Origin of the sequence: Paraburkholderia sp. BL23I1N1, assembly GCF_003610295.1 — a bacterium.
GTDB lineage: Bacteria > Pseudomonadota > Gammaproteobacteria > Burkholderiales > Burkholderiaceae > Paraburkholderia.
In genome coordinates this window covers 3,715,009-3,735,996 of sequence record NZ_RAPV01000001.1, presented here as the reverse complement: position 1 = coordinate 3,735,996, position 20,988 = coordinate 3,715,009, and the positions used below count along the sequence as shown (strand labels likewise).

19 protein-coding genes are annotated in these 20,988 nt (G+C 60.0%); 14 read left to right on the top strand and 5 right to left on the bottom strand.

Features of this window, described 5'->3' with window-relative positions:
• Positions 1-26: 26 nt before the first annotated feature.
• A complete protein-coding gene (locus B0G76_RS17345; protein ID WP_120293690.1) occupies positions 27-1,376 on the bottom strand; it encodes a replication initiation protein in 1,350 nt (449 codons plus the stop codon).
• Positions 1,377-3,334: 1,958 nt separating this feature from the next.
• Between B0G76_RS17345 and B0G76_RS17340 the strand changes: the two genes are divergently transcribed.
• Positions 3,335-4,540 carry a DNA-binding protein gene (locus tag B0G76_RS17340; RefSeq protein WP_120293689.1) on the top strand — a complete coding sequence of 402 codons (1,206 nt, stop codon included), beginning with the start codon at positions 3,335-3,337 and terminating at the stop codon, positions 4,538-4,540.
• An 87-nt stretch (positions 4,541-4,627) separates the two neighbouring features.
• Here B0G76_RS17340 and B0G76_RS17335 read toward each other — a convergent pair whose 3' ends face one another.
• The 3 genes from B0G76_RS17335 to B0G76_RS17325 all read right to left on the bottom strand — a co-directional run bounded on the left by B0G76_RS17335 (position 4,628) and on the right by B0G76_RS17325 (position 6,912).
• Positions 4,628-5,695 (bottom strand): tyrosine-type recombinase/integrase, encoded by a 1,068-nt coding sequence (locus tag B0G76_RS17335; protein ID WP_120293688.1) that lies wholly within the window; start codon positions 5,693-5,695, stop codon positions 4,628-4,630.
• Positions 5,696-5,771: 76 nt separating this feature from the next.
• Complete coding sequence (locus B0G76_RS17330) at positions 5,772-6,170, bottom strand: DUF2471 family protein (RefSeq protein ID WP_120293687.1); 399 nt, start codon at positions 6,168-6,170, stop codon at positions 5,772-5,774.
• Between the two features lie 115 nt (positions 6,171-6,285).
• Positions 6,286-6,912 (bottom strand): helix-turn-helix domain-containing protein, encoded by a 627-nt coding sequence (locus B0G76_RS17325; protein ID WP_120293686.1) that lies wholly within the window; start codon positions 6,910-6,912, stop codon positions 6,286-6,288.
• 164 nt (positions 6,913-7,076) lie between these two features.
• Between B0G76_RS17325 and B0G76_RS17320 the strand changes: the two genes are divergently transcribed.
• Both B0G76_RS17320 and tdh read left to right on the top strand, forming a co-directional pair.
• Positions 7,077-8,276, top strand: a complete 1,200-nt coding sequence (locus B0G76_RS17320; protein ID WP_120293685.1) for a glycine C-acetyltransferase — start codon at positions 7,077-7,079, stop codon at positions 8,274-8,276.
• 13 nt (positions 8,277-8,289) lie between these two features.
• Positions 8,290-9,321: an L-threonine 3-dehydrogenase gene (gene tdh / locus B0G76_RS17315; RefSeq protein ID WP_120293684.1), complete on the top strand. Its 1,032-nt coding sequence runs from the start codon at positions 8,290-8,292 to the stop codon at positions 9,319-9,321.
• A gap of 76 nt (positions 9,322-9,397) precedes the next feature.
• On the opposite strand, the gene B0G76_RS17310 is transcribed toward tdh, so the two are convergent.
• The gene (locus B0G76_RS17310; RefSeq protein ID WP_120293683.1) at positions 9,398-10,048 is read right to left on the bottom strand and encodes a YceI family protein; all 651 of its coding nucleotides are present in this window, start codon (positions 10,046-10,048) and stop codon (positions 9,398-9,400) included.
• Positions 10,049-10,157: 109 nt separating this feature from the next.
• On the opposite strand from B0G76_RS17310, the gene B0G76_RS17305 reads away from it, so the two are divergent.
• The 11 genes from B0G76_RS17305 (at position 10,158) to B0G76_RS17250 (ending at position 20,927) form a co-directional block, all read left to right on the top strand.
• Positions 10,158-10,859, top strand: coding sequence for a TetR/AcrR family transcriptional regulator (locus tag B0G76_RS17305; RefSeq protein WP_120293682.1), 702 nt, complete (start codon positions 10,158-10,160; stop codon positions 10,857-10,859).
• A 13-nt stretch (positions 10,860-10,872) separates the two neighbouring features.
• Positions 10,873-11,352 (top strand): nuclear transport factor 2 family protein, encoded by a 480-nt coding sequence (locus B0G76_RS17300; protein WP_120293681.1) that lies wholly within the window; start codon positions 10,873-10,875, stop codon positions 11,350-11,352.
• Positions 11,353-11,575: 223 nt separating this feature from the next.
• A complete protein-coding gene (locus B0G76_RS17295; RefSeq protein ID WP_120293680.1) occupies positions 11,576-12,094 on the top strand; it encodes a hypothetical protein in 519 nt (172 codons plus the stop codon).
• A 376-nt stretch (positions 12,095-12,470) separates the two neighbouring features.
• On the top strand, positions 12,471-12,719 hold the full coding sequence (locus tag B0G76_RS17290) for a hypothetical protein (protein WP_120293679.1): 249 nt from the start codon (positions 12,471-12,473) through the stop codon (positions 12,717-12,719).
• Positions 12,720-13,373: 654 nt separating this feature from the next.
• Complete coding sequence (locus B0G76_RS17285; protein WP_120293678.1) at positions 13,374-14,069, top strand: DNA alkylation repair protein; 696 nt, start codon at positions 13,374-13,376, stop codon at positions 14,067-14,069.
• A 280-nt stretch (positions 14,070-14,349) separates the two neighbouring features.
• The gene (locus B0G76_RS17280; protein WP_120293677.1) at positions 14,350-16,740 is read left to right on the top strand and encodes a HAMP domain-containing protein; all 2,391 of its coding nucleotides are present in this window, start codon (positions 14,350-14,352) and stop codon (positions 16,738-16,740) included.
• Between the two features lie 54 nt (positions 16,741-16,794).
• Positions 16,795-17,529 (top strand): methyl-accepting chemotaxis protein, encoded by a 735-nt coding sequence (locus tag B0G76_RS17275; RefSeq protein ID WP_120293676.1) that lies wholly within the window; start codon positions 16,795-16,797, stop codon positions 17,527-17,529.
• Positions 17,526-18,065 (top strand): hypothetical protein, encoded by a 540-nt coding sequence (locus B0G76_RS17270; RefSeq protein ID WP_120293675.1) that lies wholly within the window; start codon positions 17,526-17,528, stop codon positions 18,063-18,065. Before B0G76_RS17275 ends, B0G76_RS17270 begins: the two co-directional genes overlap by 4 nt.
• A gap of 44 nt (positions 18,066-18,109) precedes the next feature.
• The gene (locus B0G76_RS17265; RefSeq protein ID WP_120293674.1) at positions 18,110-19,081 is read left to right on the top strand and encodes a chemotaxis protein CheX; all 972 of its coding nucleotides are present in this window, start codon (positions 18,110-18,112) and stop codon (positions 19,079-19,081) included.
• Between the two features lie 20 nt (positions 19,082-19,101).
• The gene (locus B0G76_RS17260) at positions 19,102-19,467 is read left to right on the top strand and encodes a response regulator (RefSeq protein ID WP_028196001.1); all 366 of its coding nucleotides are present in this window, start codon (positions 19,102-19,104) and stop codon (positions 19,465-19,467) included.
• A gap of 713 nt (positions 19,468-20,180) precedes the next feature.
• Entirely contained in the window at positions 20,181-20,927 is a 747-nt protein-coding gene (locus tag B0G76_RS17250; RefSeq protein ID WP_120293672.1) for a winged helix-turn-helix domain-containing protein, read from the top strand.
• The last annotated feature ends 61 nt before the right edge of the window (positions 20,928-20,988 follow it).

Sequence of the window (20,988 nt, the reverse complement as noted above, 5' to 3'; positions counted from 1 at the left end):
TCGTGCGCCGCCGTTTTTCTTGATGATTACGCCGCGCGCGATTGGCTCAGCGTGAAGGCAAGCAGGTCGCCATCGGTGGGTTCACCCCACGTTTTGCGAGCCAGCCAATCGAAGAACGCCGTTTCGACGATCTTCGAGTCCAGCCCACGACGGCGCCAATCGTCCCGCATGTGGGTGCCGAGATCCGGCAATTCGTCGTCCTCAAACGACTTCCGCGCGATCTCCCGTTCGGACTCACCTTGCTCGTCGTAAAGCTCCCGCGCTTCCTTGCGGCGAACCGCCGAGTACTCGCCAAGCAGACGTGCTTTCAGGTCGTCCGCCGGCGCAGCCACTGCGGCTTTGCCACCGCTACCGGACGCCAGCGCCTCGACTGGCGGCGCATAGCCCTTCTTCAACGCATCCTTGAACAGCGCCGGTGCGCTGCGCACAGCGGGCAACGACGTGCTGCGCATGCGTTGCTCGGTCATCTGGAGCGCCGCGCGAATCCGGTTCTCTTCGCTATCGGCATACAGGGTTTGCGCTTCTTTCAGCGGAATCCCGATCTTCACCATCCGGTCGACCAAGGTGCTGTCGAACACATTCGGGTGTTCGTCGAGTGCAAGCATGGGCTGCTTGCGCTCGGTCACGCGGAACTGGATTTCGGCGACCCGCCGTCCTTCCCGGTGCTCGATCAATTCGACAAAGATGTTGGTGACCGCATTCACCTCGGCGATGGCCGGACGCAGGTAATCGCGCTTGAAGTACTTGTACTCGCGCTTCGCCTCGTCACCCGCTTCAGTGTCGGGGGTGCCTGAGAGGATAGGACGCCACCATTCCCATGATTCGCGCATCGTTAGATGGCTCGGGTTGGTCAGGTAGCGAACGCAAATCTCGTAAAGGGCGAGACCCGCGCTACTTCGCAACTGGCTCTGGAATTGCAGACTCAGTCGCGCATACTGAACCGGGTCGAGCAGCTTCTTCTTGATCTTCGGTGCGAACGAAAACTCCACCCAGACGCGGCGAGTAGTAGGGTCTTCGAGAATTTCTGCGTCGGCGATCAGCGTGGAGATACCCCATTTCCGGCCCGGCTTCTGGCTGGACGTGCCGGTACTCCATTCGACCTGCACCGACACCATCCGCCGCAAGTGCTCTTTCACGAGCGCCGTGTCGTTCGAATCGAATGCCGAATTAGCAACGATGTCGGACAGCAAGGCCCGATAAGTGTCGCCAGACTCGTCAGCTTGCTGAGCGACGGCAAGGAGAACGTTGAACAGCTTGCGGGTGAGAAGGGTGATCTTGCCGCTCTTGGGCTGGATGGCGATCGCCTCGACGGCCTTGCGCAATTCGGCCGAGCTCGGGCTGACTACATCTGTCTTCTTCGCGCGCTTCGTGGCCATGCGTCTGGTCGAGGAGGGATTTGGCGAGAGCATACCGGCTGCGGTGATACACGTCTATAGCACGGATCTCACCGTTCCCGGTGAAGTGAGTTTACGGAGCGAAACTCACCTCGAGCAACTCCCGAAAACCCTCACCTCACCCGTTTCACACCAGGTTCAGGGCATCCTTACAGGTCGCGGCCTCCCGAAATGCTGACCGATTTCTGACCTACCGCGAACGGGAGCTAGTCGATCCCGAATCTTCTCACCTCAAAAAATTCTCGTGAATTTTGGCCAGGCGCATGTTGCGAGCGGGACGCACTCGCGCAGAGTCAGCAGCTCGAACGCGCTTCGGCTCATTTCAGCGGAGAGGGGAGGGGAAGCACCCGGCAGATGCGCCGAGCCCCAACCTGAGCGGGCGCCGCAACGGAGCTCGCCGGCATACATACCCGTCGATCTCCACGGCCATCCGGCCTTCCCCGCACAGATGCGCATGGCAATCGCTCCATCGCCATCTGAGTCAATGGCTGCCGGACATGGCGGACAGACACCCCGGCAACACAAGCGTGAGATCCGAGTCTGGACAAATGCCCCCAAAGGCTCCCGAAAAATCTCACCTCAGCCTCGGCCGAACGCTCGGAACGACGCGGCCTCCAGACCTGGTGGCCTGGAAAAACACCGATAAATACTCCCGAAAAACCTCACCAATGTGCCGGGAAGAGGCTTGCGCAAGCCGCGAAAAAGGCCCCCCGAAAAACCTCACCTTTGCGCTGCGCACAAAATTTATTCAATGATTTCATCGCGTTATGGAACAACTGTCAGCCGGGCTATGCGTGCGCACTCCCGTATATCCTCACCTTTAACAGCGTTCTGGTGAAATCCGCCGTCTCTGGCCGCAGCGCGAAGGGCCCCGAAAAACCTCACCTTAAGGATTCAGCAGCCACAAAATCGAAATCGCTCTGACAGCGTCCGTAGGGCTTTTCCGAGCCATTGCAGCAATTTTGGTCCTGTATTTCCTCACCTTTGCGATCGCAAGCGTCCCAAAAGACTCCCGAAAAACCTCACCTCAGGCAAAAAGCAGGCCAATTGACGAGCTGGCGATCGCCTGGATCCAGGCCCCCCGAATTCCCTCACCTTTCCCCACAGGGGAACAAGGACTCCCTTGACGTAGCCGACAGATTTTCGGACGAAATCCGGTTCAGCTCCCGCAAATGCTCACCTTAAGCCTCGGAATGCACAAAATTGAGGCAAAAATGGCACCTCGGCCCCGGAAAGTCTCACCTTCGGTTCGCGTTTTCTCCCGTCTTGACTCACCAATGGGGTTAACGAGGCCCAAATAAGGTCCAAAATTGGCGTCCAAGACGGTCCCGAAAGCGCTCACCTTCAGGGTTATCTGGCGCTGAACCGGCTTTTGAGTGCTGCCGGGCGATCTGGCGCGCTCAGGTCCCGCAAAATCTCACCTTTAGCCAAACCGCACTTTTGCAGTGGCTCCTGAACCCGCTCACGTTCTGTCCCGGACCCACTCACCAAGGCCCCCGAACCTCATCACTCCACACTCCTGCAAGATCTCACCACCTCTCCCGCAAAGCTTCACCTTACCGGGCTGAAACCCCTGCCTGGTAAGGGTTTGCCATGGCGTTAACGTTTTTAACATGGGTTCAAGGGTGTTTACTTTTATTACTCTCTAGCATTTCCCCGCGTGTCCTTCGGACAAAACATCTCCCCCCCTCAGCTACCATGACGTGCTCGTGAAACAGTGCACGATCAGAAAGAAACCGATGAAAGCGCTTTATTTACAAAGGCTTATTGGCTAGTCTTCGTTTTGTTTCACGGAAAAAACCGGCTTGGCCCAATCTCTTGACCTACCAGCAGCCCTAAACTACCGCAACTAGCCAAATAACACGCACCACAAACAAATACGTAGCAAACAATACGTAAATTGTTATGATTTATCCAATTCGAGCAACATCGAGGTATACATGAATCTGGATCAGGAACGGCAGGCTATCCGCAACGAGCTTGAATCCTTGAGGGCGAGTGGGGCACGGCGCCAAGAACTCTCGCTGCATGCCTGCAAGCGACTCTTTTTCGATTTGGGGATTCGTCCGTCCATGGCGGCCGTTCGCGACCTGACCCAAACAGGCAGCGCAAGCGATATTCCAAAAGACATCGACCACTTCTGGGAACGGATCAGAACGGTGTCGCGCGTAAAAGTCGGCGCAGGCGCTATCCCGAAAGGCTTGGAAGAGCGCGCGGGAGAACTGTTGGGCGCACTCTTTGAAGAAGCCGTCGTCCGTGCCCGCTCCACCCTTGACAGCGAGCGCGAGGAAATTCGGGTCCAGGTTACCGAAGCCGACCAACGCGCCCGAGAAGCAGAAATTCGCCTCGACGTGTCGGAAGAGGCAATCAAGCGCAGCGAATTGAGAGCGGAAGCCGCGTGGGAACGCGTCCGCGCTCTCGAGGCGGAGCTTTCCAGCACCACGACACATGGCACCGCTCACCAGGAAGGTTTGCAGGCAACGGTGCGCCGGCTCGACGGGGAAAACGAAACGCTGCGTCATCGTCTTGAGACCGAACAGGCGACCAACGCGGCGCTCCGCGACCGGATCGACGCACTGCATGTCGAATTGCGCCAAAGCACTGAACACTATGCGCAGCAGATCAAGGACGCCGTCGCCGAAGCCGAGCGGCGCGTGAAGCCGATGCTGGTCGAGCTTGATTCTTTACGCAGCATGGCCGCCACCTATCAATCGGGGGTGCGTGATGCGAGCCGCAAGGAATTCGAGTTTATCCAGCAGATCGCCGCAGCCAAGGCGCGAGGCGACCGGCTCGACGCGCAACTGCGCGAGCAATCGGATGAAGTGGATGCTTTGACGAAAGAAGTTGCCATGCTGCGGAGCCAACTGGGCATCGACCCGGCGATCGCGGGTCTGCTGTGTTCGCTGGTCGAAGCGGGTCGGCTCACGACCGACGAGCTGACAGCGATCGGCACGGCAGCGGACGGCCAGGTGAAGTTGCCGCTGCGCTGCCCGAAATGTGAAGAAGGTGAGCCCGAGCTATCGCAAGTCGATCACCGCTTCGAACTGCAGTGTCCTGAGTGCGACCACTCGTCAGGACCCGGGAAATCAAGACTGGAGGCCGTCAGCCGGTTTTTGTCGCTCGCTTCGACTGCGGCGTCGGCATGACCGCTCGGCGCGGACGTCATAGCGGCTAAATCGCCAAAGGTGAGGAAATTCGGGACTCCAAGGATGAGTACTTTCAGGACTCACCGATCACCCTTCCCGCGTCAAACGCCCGTCGCGCCGGGGCGTGGGCATTGGCGAAGCGGCCGGATCCGGTTCATCTACAACCGGCGAATCCTGCTGATCCATCCACCTTTGCCACGACCGATACAAGCGGTTAGCAGACACCGCTTGGACAAATCCCAGCCATTGCCCGACCAGTTCTGCCTCAACGCCGCTCTCGAACAGGTCCGCGGCAAAGGTGTTGCGCAAAGTTTGCGGACTGGCGCGCGAGGCCCGCGACGCGGCGATTCCAGCCGCGTCGATCAATGCGTCGACGGCGCGCAGCATGGTCGCCTTGTGCATGGGGCGTCCTGAAGGCGAAGCGGGAAAGACCAGATTGCCGGCCAGTTCGGAGAGGCGCCGTTCGGCAAGCCATGCGTCGAGAATGGCGGCCGCGAAGGGCGCGAGCCGGGTACGCCGCGTGAGCAACGGATTCGCGGACTCGATCGTGACCCACGGAGAGCCGACATTCACGCAACTAACCGCAAGTGCCGCAGCCTCGCCCGTTTTGAGTCCGCCGCCAAGAAACACCGCAATCAATGCACGGTCGCGTCGCTCTCTCCAGCGTTGCGCCGCGGACAAGGCCGGCACGGGCGAAAACAGATGCGCAATGAGCGTGGCTCGTTCGGCATGGTTGAGAAAACCGGTCGGCTCGTTATCGCGTGCATTTCTCCACGCTGCTTCGCCATCCTGAGCAATGAAGCGTGCAGGATTGGTCGACGCGGATTCGACTTCGCGCACATGGTCCAGCACCCGTTCAATGAGTCGTAAATACCTGACGCGTTGCGGCTTTCTGATCTCAAGCCCGCCCACGAATTCTGCGATGGTTTGCGTATCGACCGTAACCAGACTCTTGTTGCGAACGGCAAGCCAGTCGAGGAAAAGTCCCCACTGCGCTTGATAGACCTCAGCGGACGAGCGCCTGAAATGCTGCCTGGCAAGCCAGGCGTCGAAAGCGATTTGCGGATCGCGGCGCCAGTCTTCACGTTCCCGATCGAAGAGATCGGTCGACGGTGCAGGGCGCGGAACCGGGTCGGACAGATGAAGAGGTGACATACGCTATCTTTCCGTTAGTTGCGCATATTGTAGGTGGCAACCGATGAAAGTACAGCGCCTAATACAGCGACTTAAGTCAGTCGCCCCACGCCCGCGCGTGCTTGAGCGGCGCAGCTTTAGACGCAGGTTGCGCGGCGCGGCGTGCCGCTTCTTCGTAGGCCGAGACGGCAAACGCAAACACCGCCGGCAACGCGGTGGAGGTGCCGAAGTCCACGGCCTCGTCCGTTTCCGGATAAGGCAACTCGGACGGCCGTTGGAACAGGCCGAGCATGATCGCGTCATGCCGGCTGGCAAACCCGAGATCCGCTAATGCTTCGGCTTCGATTGCATGGAGCAGGCGCCATGAAAGCGGCACCTGCTGGACGATGTAGCGCGCGGCGATGTTGCGCACGATGCGTTCAAGATCGCGCGCCGCGGTTCGATAGCGCAGCGCGGCCAGAGCATGCTCGGCTTGGTCGGTGGTCAGGTCGTTCATTATCGGCTCCAGTCGATACCCTGTACTGTACAAATATACAGTGTCTCGCGCAACCTCCGCCGAGCGTGCAATTCATCCCGATTTCGCCAAAAACCCGTAGTGGCGCGCTCGCCGCTCAGCCGTGAATCACCACCAGCAGCGCTTTTGCCTCGCCTTTTCCGGCGTTGCGAATCGCGTGCGGTTCGTCGGCGACGTAGCGTGCCGTGTCCGCGGCCTTGAGCCGCTTCGTCGCGCCCGCTGCCTCGATCTCGACCGATCCCTGCAACACGGTCAAATGTTCACGCGTGCCGGGTTCGTGCGCGTTGGACACCAGCGCCCCGCCCGGCTGCAGCGTCAGTTCGTACCACTCGAACTTGCCGGCCAACTCGATCGGTCCCCAAACGCGTAACTGATACTTGGCTTCGTGCCCACTCAACGTCGGGATGTCGTGCGGACCGGAGACGGCGATCGCCTCCGGCGCCTTCTGCGGCGCGAACAGCGAATCGAGACTGACGCCGAGCGCATTGGTCAGACGCCAGGCGACAGCGATCGTCGGATTGGCCTTGTCGCGTTCGATTTCCGAAAGCATCGACTTCGATACGCCGGCCGCGCGCGACAGGTCGTCGAGCGTCATGCGCCGTTCGGCGCGCAGACGCTGAATCTGCTCGCCGACACGGGGCGGCGCTGCGATCGCTGCGACCGTGCCCGTGCCTGAAGAAGGTGCCGTGTTGGCTGCTGCACGGCGGTTTCCCGAACTTGCCATTTACTGACCTATCGTTTAGAGTTGTTCGGCATACCAGATTTTAGTTCGGAAAAACGAAAATATCCGATAAAACTGACAGCCGACTATAACAGCCCGCCTTGACGTCGACCATGCCGCAAATGCCGGACATGTCGGGGCGCATCACCCATTCAGGAGTCTGGTTCATGCGTGACCTTTACCTTGCTCATCTGCGCGGCACGCTCGAGCAGATTCGCGCCGACGGTTTTTACAAGAACGAGCGTGTGATCGCCAGCCCGCAATCGGCTGATGTGCGTCTCGCGAACGGCACGGAAGTGCTGAATTTCTGCGCGAACAACTATCTTGGCCTCGCCAACGACTCGCGGCTGATCGAAGCCGCCAAGCTTGGCCTCGATCACGACGGCTTCGGCATGGCGTCGGTGCGTTTCATTTGCGGCACGCAAACCGTGCACAAAGACCTCGAAAAAGCGCTCGCCGCATTCCTGCAAACCGACGACTGCATTCTCTACTCCAGCTGTTTCGATGCGAACGGCGGTCTGTTCGAAACCCTGCTCGACGAAAACGACGCGATCATCAGCGACGAGTTGAACCATGCGAGCATCATCGACGGTGTGCGGCTTTCGAAGGCGAAGCGCTTTCGCTACAAGAACAACAACCTCGCCGATCTCGAAGCCAGGCTGAAAGAAGCCGAAGCCGCCGGCGCGCGCTTCAAGCTGATCGCCACCGACGGCGTGTTTTCGATGGACGGCATCATTGCCGACCTCGCGGGCATTTGCGATCTGGCCGACCGCTACGGCGCACTGGTGATGGTTGACGATTCGCACGCGGTCGGTTTCGTCGGCGAACAGGGGCGCGGCACGCCGGAACATTGTGGTGTGCTGTCGCGCGTCGACATCATTACCGGCACGCTAGGCAAAGCACTGGGTGGCGCATCGGGCGGCTATGTTGCCGCGCGTCAGGAAGTGATCGATTTGCTGCGTCAACGTTCGCGTCCCTATCTATTCTCGAACACGCTCACGCCGAGCATTGCCGCCGCCTCGCTGAAAGTACTCGAATTGCTCGCCAGCGACGAAGGTGCGCAACTCCGAGCGCGCGTGCGCGAAAACGGCGCGCATTTCCGTAGCGCGATGAGCGCGCTGGGCTTCACGCTCGTGCCTGGCGAACACCCGATCATTCCGGTCATGCTGGGCGACGCGCAACTCGCGTCGAACATGGCCGACGCGTTGTTGAAGGAAGGCGTCTACGTGATCGGCTTCTCGTTCCCCGTGGTCCCCAAAGGCCGTGCGCGAATCCGCACGCAAATGAGCGCGGCGCACACGCCGGAACAAATCGATCGAGCCGTCGACGCATTCGCGCGCGTCGGCCGTCAACTCGGCATCATCTGAAGCGGAGGCGCACATGAAAGCATTGGCAAAACTCGAACGCGCACCGGGCCTCACGCTGACGGATGTGAAGAAGCCCGAAGTCGGTCACAACGACGTGATGATCCGCATCACGCGCACCGCGATCTGCGGTACCGATATCCACATCTGGAAATGGGACGACTGGGCGCAAAAGACGATTCCGGTGCCGATGCATGTCGGCCACGAATACGTCGGCGAAATCGTCGAAATGGGTCAGGAAGTGCGCGGCTTTGCAATCGGCGATCGCGTGTCGGGTGAAGGGCATATCACCTGCGGCTTCTGTCGCAACTGTCGTGCCGGGCGCCGGCATCTGTGCCGCAATACGGTGGGCGTCGGCGTGAATCGTGAAGGCGCGTTCGCCGAATACCTCGTGATTCCGGCGTTCAACGCGTTCAAGATTCCGCCTGAAATCTCCGACGACCTCGCCGCGATCTTCGATCCGTTCGGCAACGCCACGCATACGGCGCTGTCGTTCAACCTGGTCGGCGAAGACGTGCTGATCACTGGCGCCGGGCCGATCGGCATCATGGCGGTGGCAATCGCGAAACACGTCGGCGCACGCAATGTGGTGATCACGGACGTCAACGACTATCGCCTCGAACTCGCGCGCAAGATGGGCGCGACGCGTGCGGTGAACGTTTCGCGCGAATCGTTGCGCGACGTGATGATGGATCTGCACATGACCGAAGGGTTCGACGTCGGGCTGGAAATGTCAGGTGTCCCGAGCGCTTTCACGAGCATGCTCGAAGCGATGAACCATGGCGGCAAGATTGCGCTGCTCGGCATTCCGCCGGCGCAGACCGCGATCGACTGGACCCAGGTGATCTTCAAAGGCCTCGAAATCAAGGGCATCTACGGCCGCGAGATGTTCGAGACCTGGTACAAGATGGTCGCGATGCTGCAAAGCGGGTTGGACCTGTCGCCGATCCTCACGCACCATTTCAAGGTCGACGATTACCAGGAAGCGTTCGCCACGATGCTCTCTGGAGAGAGCGGCAAGGTGATTCTCGACTGGACCGCTGCGTGAGTTGAACGAGCTTGAACAAGCTTGAATAAGCGGCGCACCCAGGCGCAGCCGCTGAAACGAAACGCCCGCATCGTGCTCACGCGCCTGCGGGCGTTTTCACGAATTCAGCCTGAATGCGCACATGAATATCGTCGCCGACAGCCGGATACCACGTTGCCAAACCGAACCTCGCGCGGCTGAAATGGCCGTCCGCGGAAAAGCCGAGCGTGTCTTTCTTCGTGAGCGGATCGGGCGCGAAGCCGTTGAAGGTTACATCGAGCGTCACGGGTTGCGTCACGCCGTGAATCGTCAGATCGCCGCTCAGTGTGCCGCGCGATTCGCCGGTGCGCTCAAAGCGCGTACTGACGAAGCGCACCTCCGGATAACGCTCCACGTCCAGCATGCTCGCGCTCTTCACCATCTTGTCGAGTAGCGGCACATTCGTATCGATGCTCGCCGCGTCGATCGTGATCGTCGCGCTACTCTTGTCCAGTCCTCCTTCGTTCCAGTCAAGCTGCCCCTTCTTGCGATCAAAGCGCATGGTGAAGCGCGAATACTTGAAGTGATCGATATCGAAGGTAATGCTGCAATGATCCGGGTCGAGGTCATAGCGTCCGGCCGGCACACGCGCTTCGTTCTGGCTAACCGTATGAGTGAGCACTTGCAACGGCGTACAGGCCGTCGCCGCCAGCAGCGTTGCGCTGAGCAGCGTACGTACAAACGTTGCGCGGAGAGTAGAGCGATTCATGAAATTCGTTCCAGTTGATCGATCGTTACCACGATAGCAGCAAGCGTACCCAGTCCGCCGAAGCGCAAAAAAACTTGACGAAGGAGAATGATCGTTCTACCATTCGGGCATGGCTACTCAAAACCCAACTGAATCCGCTGCGTCCGGCAGCGCGCGTGACAGGCTGCTCGAGGCTGCTGAAGCGTTGATCTACGCCGGCGGCATCCACGCCACGGGTGTCGATGCGATCGTCAAGCAGTCCGGTACCGCGCGCAAAAGCTTTTACACGCATTTCGAATCGAAAGATGCGCTTGTCGTCGCCGCGCTGGAGCGGCGCGATGAACGCTGGATGAACTGGTTTGTCGCGGGCACGCTGCAGCATGGCAAGACTGCGCGCAAACACCTGCTCGGCATGTTCGACGTGTTGCGCGAATGGTTTGCGTCCGAGGATTTTCATGGTTGCGCGTTTATGAACGCCGCCGGCGAGATCGCCTCCGCGGAGGATCCGATCCGGATCGTGGCGCGTCAGCACAAGGAACGCCTGCTCGCGTTCGTACGAACCCAGTTCGATGAATATGCGGTCGAATCGGACATGGACGCCCGCCGCGCCGCTCGCTTGTCGCGCCAATGGCTGATCCTGCTTGACGGCGCCATTGCTGTGGCGCTGGTGAGCGGCGAGGCTGACGCCACGCTCGACGCGCGAGCCGTCGCGGAAGCCTTGCTCGATACCGAGTCCGCAAGCGAATCGAACCCACTCGCAGGCCAATCAGCGAGCAGGTCCCGAGGCAAAAACCCAAGCAAACGACCGCCATCCCGGCGCACCGCAACCTGACTGAGGAACCACCATGGCCGACTCGATCGAAACCCGCCCGCCACTCCCGCCGTTTACACGGGAAACCGCTATCGAGAAGGTACGCGCCGCGGAAGACGGCTGGAATACCCGCGACCCCGAGCGCGTGTCACTCGCGTACACACCCGACAGCATCTGGCGCAACCGTGCCGAGTTCACGCATGGTCGCGCGGAAATCGTCGGACTGCTGCGCCGCAAATGGGCAAAAGAACTCGACTACCGCCTGATCAAGGAACTCTGGGCATTCACGGATAACCGCATCGCCGTGCGCTTTGCCTACGAATGGCACGACGACTCGAACAACTGGTTCCGTTCATACGGCAACGAGAATTGGGAGTTCAACGAGCACGGGTTGATGGCGCGTCGTCATGCCAGCATCAACGATCTGCCGATCCGCGAGACCGACCGTCTTTATCATTGGCCGCTCGGCCGCCGTCCTGACGATCATCCGGGCCTGTCCGACCTCGGCCTCTAGACGTCTCTCAAGCATTGAAGGTGGATACCTGCCGGGTGTTCACCGCTTTGCCACCGGTTCTCCGTTATGGTTGCGTGTGCGCCGCGGGGCACGTCCTGTGCCCGCGCGCCCGAGCGTGTCCTCCACATGGCCCGTGCCGGTTGAGGTACAGTGCGCGACGGGCGTCAAGCAGGCATACCTGGACCATAGATGACACCGGCACTCGACTGGTGACGGAGAGCACATGCATTTTCGGCAGATCAAGAAGAACATCCGGCGTACCGCCGTGGCCCTCGTCGCGAGCCTGGCCGCGGCGTCCGCTGCGCACGCGGGCAGCTGGTGCGACGGCGGCGTATGGGTCGACGCCATGCTCGGTTCGTATCACATCAACCCCGACCCAAATACCCATTTCGAGCAATTCAATCCCGGCCTTGGCGTCGAATGCTGGCTCAACAATCAATGGGCGTTGACCGCCGGCGGCTTTCGCAACTCGCTTCGGCGGCCCTCTTACTATGGCGGCGGCGTCTGGGCACCCGAGTTCCTGCACTGGGGCATCGTGCGGATCGCGGCGATGGGCGGGATCATCTCGGGCTATAACTACGGCAACTGGGGTCTCGGCCGCAACCATACGATCGGACCGGTGGCCGCGCCGATCGTGATGGTTGAATACAAGCGCGTCGGGGCGAACTTCATCGTGATTCCGCCGATCCCCTCGGACAATCTTCCGTTCACGATCGGGTTTCAGTTGAAGGTGAAGTTTTAAACTGGCGTAATAAGCTCCGGTCCTGGCGTAAAAAACCGCTTGCGAGTGCATCAACGGCTCGCAGCCCAAATATTCGCTATCGCTTCGGCATTCCGCGCCCTATAACAGGTATTTGCAGGGCGATTATTCCGTGCCGAGGGATTCACGAAATCCGTTGACACTGCCAGTTCGCACGCCTCCTTGCGCCCCGGATCCTCGGTTCGGCGCACTGCTCTCCCTATTTTCATAACTACCTAAAACTTTGGCCTCGGGCAATTCGCCCGCAGGCCCGAAGAGCGTTCGCGCGCCCGAAAATCCCCATCTCGATGCCGGCTTGCGGGCCTGCGGATAACGATCTGCATCAGTGAGAGACGCACCCTAAATCAAGGAGCTGAAAGTGAAATCACGACTGATGGTGGCTTCTGCTGCCGGATTACTCGCCATGGCTGGATTCGCGCATTCGCAAAGCATGCCGGAACCTCAACAACCTACCCCACAGGAAAATGCAGTTACTCAGGCTGCTCCCTCCGACTCTGCGACGCAGGCATACGGCGGCATGCCCGACACGAAAATGCAAAGCGGCTGGAAAAACAAGAAATCCTGCAGCAGCGACCCGCAATGCAATATTTTCTTTGGCGGGAGCTAAAGACAAACTGAAGTCGCGCGGGACAAAAATGGCAAACAAAACGGGCTCGCAGCGCGAGGCGTGATTGACGTCTGCGCATCCTGCGCGGCTATGCGTTCAAAGGTGAGTGATTCCAGGATGGTGAGGAATTCCAGGAGATGGCGTCACCTCGCTCAATGGTGAGGATTTCCAGGAAATGACGTCACCACCGCCAAAGGTGAGGAATTCCAGGAGACGCCGTTAAATCGACGAAAGGTGAGCTGTTCCAGGGCGTCAGGCATCACATCACCAGGAGGTGAGTTGTTCCAGGCGCCGAACAGCACCGTGGCAGTAAGCCGAGACACAATAAGGTGAGGAGTTCCAGGAGACCACTCGCGAAGGTGAGCGAATCCAGGGGGGGAGCTGTTGCCGCATTGAATTCTCACCGGTAGACAGATTAGGTGAGGATTTCCAGGGAATCCTCATCAGGCTAATCTTGTGACCTTGTACAAGGTGATGGGTGGCAATTCTCGAGGGAAGCTATAAACCCAAAGGTGAGAACATTCGGGAGCGCGTTGGGTGATAATGTTGATACCTGTCGACGCACTTTCGATTCGAAGGTGAGGAGATTCGGGAGGCTTAATCCGAACGTAGCCGTCTACGAGTTACTTTCCATTCACCTGGAGTACGTTCCCAATGACGCCCGAAGCCTTTGGCGAAGAAATCAAAGCAGCACTCGCGCCGCACGCCGACGCTGAACGCGCGATCGCGATGCGCGCCTATATGCGTGACCACTTCGAGTTCACCGGTGTGCCAACGCCGCTGCGGCGGAAATCGGTATTGCCGGTATTCAAGCGGCTGCCGGTGGAGAATGCCGACCATCTGCTGGCGTGTGCGAATGTCTTATGGTCAATGCCGGAACGCGAATTCCAATACGTCGCGACCGACCTGTTGGCGCGCAAATGGAAAACGCTTGCAGCGGCAGACATCGCGCACCTATTGAAGCTCGCTCAGCGGAGCGCCTGGTGGGATTCGATCGATCCGCTGGCGGGTGTCGTCGGCGACGTTCTGAAAGCGGCGCGAGCGCACACCCCGCGCGTGCAGGCCGCGATGGATGCGGCACTCAAGCATGACTCGCTGTGGGTTCGACGTATTGCCATGATTCACCAACTCGGCTGGCGCGAGCACACCGACGAAGAGCGTCTTTTCGGCTACGCGCGTTCGCTGGCCGCAGAAAGCGACTTCTTCATTCGTAAGGCCATCGCGTGGGCGCTGCGGGATTACGCGTGGCATGCTCCCCACGCCGTGAGCGATTTTCTTTCCGCTTCGCGGGACATCATGTCGCCGCTTACTTTACGTGAAGCGTCGAAGCATCTTCCGTCGATCCGCTGACGCGTCTGGCGCAGAATATTCGCCGTTCAATTCGCGGCGCGGGTTAACGCAACGCGCAATTCGCAGTGCGCAATTAAACGGGCCTAAATTAACGGCCTAAAAATCGAAAACTTTAGAAGAATATTTAGCCCTCGAAACGTGGTCAAAAACCCCGTCGTCATCGCTCGGTAATATGCGTCGGCAATACTCGGCAGCGCTGCAAGCTTGACCCAAAATTTGCAAAAAACGCGCTGCTCCCATCGAGGGGCTGACGCGAAGGCCATACCCTCGGGGGTTTCACATGACTATCCGTCATCGCATCACACTATTGGTTGTTTTGATGTTCGTCGCCTTGTCGGCGATCGGTGGCTACGCGGTGTATCAAACGCGCGGCAGCGCGGGCGAAGTGCGCAAGGTGACCGAAGGCGTCGTTCCCAGCGCGCTGGCTTCCGCCGACCTCGTCTCGCAGGTCAAAGACGTCCAGCTCGCGACCATGACACTGGTCTACGCGCCGGACGCCAATATGGTCTCCCAGGCGCAGGACGAACTGAAGAAGAAAAAGGCCTCGTTGCAACAGGCCCTCGCGCTGCAGGGCAAAGATGCCGCGAGTCACGCGCAGCAAGGCCTCGTCTCCCAGGCGAACGAGAGCCTCGAGAACTACTTCTCCGCGATCACCGAGACGGCCAAAATGAAGGCCGACGGCAAGAACGAACTCGCGCAAGCGTATCTGTTCGCCAACGTCGCGCAGTATCGCGACGAACTCGAAGGCATCGTCGAAACGCTGCGCGTCGAGAAGAACCGTCAGAAAGACGAAGCGATCACCGCGCTGAACGCCACGCTCGCCACCACCACGACGGCTATCGCCGCCGTCACCGGTATCGCGATCATTCTGCTGACGTTCATCGGCACGCTGCTTTACCGGCAGATCACCCGTCCGCTGAGCCGCATGCAAGCCATGATGAGCGAGATCGCGTCGAGCCAGGATTTCACGCGCCGCGTGCCGGTGGGCCGGCTGGATGAGATCGGCCATTCGATCGTCGCGTTCAACGGCATGATCGAAAAGATTCAGGAAAGCTCGGCGCAACTCAAGCAGAAGACCGCCGACATTCAGGCCATGTTGCAGAACATGCAGCAAGGTATTTTGACGGTGGTCGACGGCGCCGTGATCCACTCGGAATACTCGGCGTATCTGGAAGACATCTTCGAAACGAAAGACATCGCCGGGCGCGGTCTGATGGACCTGGTGTTCTCGGATACCGATCTCGGCTCGGACGTGCTCTCGCAAGTCGATGCGGCCGCGCATGCGTGCCTCGGCGAAGACTGCATCAACTTCGCGTTCAATCAGCACCTGCTGGTCAGCGAAATTACGAAGCGCATGCCCGATGGCCGCGTGAAGATTCTCGACCTCAGCTGGTCGGCGATCACCGACGAAAACGACGTGATCTTGCGTTTGATGCTGTGCGTGCGCGACGTCACCGAACTGCGCAAGCTCGCTGCGGAAGCCAGCGAACAGCGCCGCCGTCTCGACATGATCGGCGAGATTCTTGCGGTGAGCGAAGAGAAGTTCCATCACTTCATCGAAAGCTCCGCGGGCTTTGTCAGCGAGAACGAGCGCATCATCCGCAAGCACTCGGAAGCGGACCATGCGGCAATCGCCGAGCTGTTCCGCAATATGCACACCATCAAGGGCAATGCGCGGACCTATAACCTGGCGCACCTGACTAACGTCGTCCACGAAACCGAAAAGAGCTATGACGAACTGCGCCAGCCGGACGCGGACCGCTCGTGGGACCAGGAACACCTCATGCAGGAGCTGACGCGCGTGCGCGAGGCGATCGAGAGCTACGCCCGGATCAACGAACAGAGCCTCGGCCGCAAGACCAAAGCCGGCTCGAATAACGCCGGCAATGCGGGTCACTACGTGATGGTCGAAAAGGACCAGATTCAGCAGACCCTGAGCATGCTGGACAAGACGAACGCTGGCGAGCTTCACGAATTGCAGTCGATGCGCGATGCGATGCGCCGAACCTTGCTCGCGCTAGGCAGCGAAAGCGTGCGCGATGCGCTCTCCGGCGTACTGGACTCGCTGCCTTCGCTCGCGCAGGAACTGGGCAAGCCGGCGCCGACCGTGCGGATCGCCGATAACGGCTACCGTCTGCGCGGCCAGGCAGGCGGCACGCTCGGCAACGTGTTCATGCATCTGCTGCGCAATTCGATGGATCACGGTATCGAAGCAGCCGACGCGCGCAGCGCGCACGGCAAGGCACCGGCAGGCACGATCGATATCGAAGTGGGTGTCGACAACCACGCGCTGCAGATCACGCTCAGCGACGACGGCCGTGGCCTCGCGCTCGAACGGATTCGCGGCATTGCCATCGAGCGCGGCTGGATCGGCAGCGACGAACAACTGAGCGACGAAGCCATCGCCGAATTCATTTTCAGGCCGGGCTTCTCAACTGCTGAAACAGTCACGGAAGTGTCGGGCCGTGGCGTGGGCATGGACGCTGTGCGCGATTTCCTCAAGCGTGAGAAGGGCCGCATCGAACTGCGCTTCACCGACGATCACAAGGGCGCGTCGTTCCGCCAGTTCCAGACGATCGTCTGCCTGCCGGATAGCGTCGCCGTCGATACGCTGGGTGTGGAAGCGCGTGGCGACGCCGGCGAACTGCAACTCGACGCGATGGCGGATTGAACGTCGGCCGAACGCTGATTGACGCGTTCGCGACGGATTTCGGAAGGATAGGTTGTGATTCAACAGTACGTATTGGCGGCGGTGGCAGGCAGCGCGGTGACCGCGCTGCTGGCATTTGTCGCGCACAAGTTGCAAAGCACGAGGCTGACGGCACGCTTGCGCGCCGAAGCGGATGCGCGGATCGAAGCGTTCTCGGCGGAACACGCGGACCACGGTGACGCGATCCGCGAACGTGAACAGGCGGCGCAAGAGATGGAAGCGTTGGCCGCGCAGTTGCGTGAGGAGCTGAGGCAGCAATCGGCCAGCGTCGACGAACTGCGCGCAACGCTGAAAGCCGCGACCGACGACAAAGACCAGTGGGCGCATCACGCGCATCAGATCGCCGGCGAAGCCGCGCGTCTGAAAAGCCTTGGCGCGACATTCGAGCGTTGGCACGAGCAGATGATCTCGCTGATGACGCAGAACCACGACATGCACGCGAAGAATCAGGAGCTGTCGTCGATTGTCCGCCATGTGGTGATCGTGTCGCTGAATGCCTCGATCGAGGCCGCGCGCGCGGGGCCGGCAGGACGCGGCTTCGCGGTGGTGGCCAGCGAGGTCCGGGCGCTCGCCGCGCGTTCCGAGGAATTGTCGAAGAGCTATCGCGACAGCCTGCACCGCAACGACCTGACCACCACCTCCACCTTCCAGGACATTCAGGCCGGCGGCAAAATGATCGCGGCGTCGCTTTCCAGCGTCGAATCGCTCGCCAACCAGTTTCACTCGAAGCTGCACCAGGTGCCGATGTGATCACGGGCAACGCGAAGGACAGCTTCGAACGCATTTTCCGCAAGGCGGTGCAGGCACGCCTGCCACTGGATTCCGGCGACACGTGCGAGATCGCCTCGCTCGCCGAGGCTGGTACGGGCGCAACGAAGGACACCCAGGTGGTCGTGCTGACCATTTCGTCTATCGTGTTCAGACTGCTGCTGATTCTGCACTTCGACGAAAACGACAGCACTCGTGGCTACTACCTGAAAGAGGACGATGAGCGTCCCTTCCAGGAAGTGTTTCTGGAAATCTGCAATCTGTGCTGCGGCGCGATGAATCAGGAACTGCTGCATTATTTTCCGGACCTCGGCATGTCGACGCCTTATGTGTTGAGCGCGCGTTGTCTGGAACATCTGCCGGAATTGAAGCCGGGTTTGCTGTCGTCGTATTCGATCACGCTTAACGGTTCCGTGCCGTTTGCCGCGACGATATGCGTGTGCGCGCATGCACCGATCGACTTCGTGGCGGACACGAGCGTAATCGAAGAAACCAGCGGTGAGCTGGAGCTGTTCTGAGTGATGATCATGACATCGATAGACGAAGTGAGCAGGAATCCGAAATGAACATGAACAAACCGGTCAGCAAGGTCCTGGTGCTGGACGACTGCCCGGTGCATAAAGAGGCGCTGAAACGCTTCTGCGACGAGCACAATCTGGTCGGCGTGAAAGTCGGCAAGAGCCGTTTGCAGTCGGTGCTGCGCTCGAACATCGATCTGGGCGCCGTTCTATTCGCAGAAAGCTACGGCGGTTCAGCCGAAGCGAGCGCTGAGATCGCGATCAGGATCAACGCGGTGCGTCCCGAGTTGCCGATCATCATGCGGCGCGATGACGATCCGAGCCTCGACGGTTTGCCCGAGAGTTTGCGCCGCGTGGTCTGCGCGGCCTACGTCGCGCACGATATGGCGCCCTTGCGCAAGGTGATCGACGAATACATTTTCAGTCTGGATTATCCGAACGCGTTGGTGCGAGGCATCGCGGACATGACGCAGGCGATTCTCGGCGACGTGTTCAAGGACCTGACCATCACGTGCGACACGCCGTATATCGTGCGCGACCGGATCATCTTCGGCGAGGTGTTCAGCCTGATTCCGCTGGAAAGCGCGTGGTGCCGCGGCTACATGATGATGCAGGCGGAAGAGGCGCCGATTCTCGAATTGCTCGATCGCTATCGGATGATCGACAACGAAGAGGATAGCGAAGCAAACTTCCGCGATCTGAACGGCGTGCTGGGTGAAGTGACGAATCTGATCTGGGGCTCGTTCAAGAACCGCTATGTCGGCGATGCGGACGCCTGGACGCGCAGCCAGGTGCAGGTGCCGCTGCTGGTGAATCACAAGCATAAGTACATCTCGTTCGGCAGCGGCAATCCGCAGCTGTGTTTCATGTACGCGCTGACGGACGCGCAGTCGGGCCGTTCGGTCAAGCTGCATCAACGTTTTGTGTTCAGTCTGAGCTGGTCGCCGGAAGACTTCAGGGAAATCGCGGACGATGTCGGCGCGATGGTCGAAGCGGGCGAACTGGATCTGTTCTAAGTGTTGTCATAGGAAAAAATATGTCGAAAATTCTGGTGGTGGATGACTCGAGCACCGTGCGCGACGAAGTGGCCGGTTTTCTGAAGAAGAACGGTCTGGACGTCGATACGGCGGTGGACGGTAAGGACGGCCTCGCCAAACTGAAGGCCAGCCCCGGCATCAAGCTGGTGATCAGCGACGTCAACATGCCGAACATGGACGGCCTGACGATGGTCGAGAAGATTCGCGGCGAACTCGCGAACACGACCGTCAACGTCATCATGCTGACGACCGAGAGCAGCCCGGCGATGAAAGAGCGCGGCAAGGCGGCGGGCGTCAAAGGCTGGATCGTCAAGCCGTTCAAGGGCGACGCGGTGCTGGAAACGTTCCGCAAGCTGGCGAGCTAGACGCTGCACGCACGGCGGGTTTTGGCGAAGGTGAGAACTTTCGGGAGCCGCGCGCCGGTGTCGTGCACAGCAGGATTCGTGACTGCGGCTGCCGTCAAAAACACGCTCAATGCGTGAACAAGCCCGCTGTCGCGATGTTGACGGCACGGCGTTGCTCGTGCGTTCGTCGACCTAAAGGTGAGAATATTCGGGAGCGTGCCGCGATCGCGGACACGTGAGCTGCGCCACATCATTGCGCCTCACCTTCCAGCCATTCCACGGCGACTCTCGCAAGCGCCACTCAAACCGTCTCTTACCTGGGTATGCAGACTACCTGCAACCCTTCAAAGGTGAGGGTTTTCGGGAATGACCTGTTCGGAATGCCCGATATCCCGCCCAGCATGCCTTTGCGGCCTGCCTCAACGCTCGAAAGGTGAGCGTTTTCGGGAGTGGCCGCTGAACACTTCACGCAGAACCCCGATCGCTCCGTGCCAAAGGTGAGACTTTTCGGGAGCAGGCGCGCGCATCGTGCGGTGACGTCACGAGCAATCCCATATCACGTTCCGCGTTGAAAGAGTTGGGAAGAAATTGCCAACCTTGGGGGCTGTTCCGCGTTTTGAGAACATCCGCCTACAGGGAAGATGGCGACGCGGACGACAAGCGGTCAGCGGCTTTGCTATTCCTGCAAGCCATCGCCTGTCTCTGAAAACCGATCGTCTCCTGGAATCAGTTGGATGAGTCAGCACGTTCTTTTTGTTGGCGCCGACGCCGGCTTAACGGCCGTGGTGGGCGAATCTTTACGCGGACAGGGCTGCGGCGTGTCCGCACGTCCGCATTGCGCGGGGCTGAAGCACGTGATCGAGATGGAGCGGCCGGCGTTGCTGGTACTCGATATCTCCGCACCGCACGGCGACGGCCTCGCTGTCTTGCGCGACTTGCGCATGAGCGGCAACGACGTGCCGGTGATCTTGCTGTCGGCGAGCAGCAAGGCGATTGATCGCGTGATTGGTCTCGAACTCGGCGCCGACGATTTCATGAGCAAGCCCGCCGATCCCGCTGAACTGCTCGCCCGCATTCGCGTGTTGTTGCGCCGGCGCGGCGCGCTCGCGCCAGGCGCACCTGAAACGCGGCCGCCGTATCGCTTCGGACGTTGCGAGCTGAATTTCTCCGCGCGCGAATTGCGCCGCGACAACGAGCATTTCGCGCTGCGCAGCTCGGAGTTCGCGTTGCTGAAAATCTTCGTCAATCATGCGATGACCGTGCTCACGCGCGTGCAACTCAACGAGAAGTTGCGCGGCAATAGCGTGCTGCATCAAGGGCGCAGTCTCGACGTCTCGATCTGGCGGTTGCGGCGGCTGATCGAGATCGATCCTTCCGAGCCACGCTTTGTTCAGACGGTATGGGGACGCGGCTATGTGTTCGTACCGCACGGCGAGATCGGGGCGGCCGAGCGCGGCGCGATGGTTGCGCCCGGCGTTTGAGCATCGACGTATCTACGTATCAACCGAAAGGTGAGGTTTTACGGGAGCGTGGCGCGCGCGT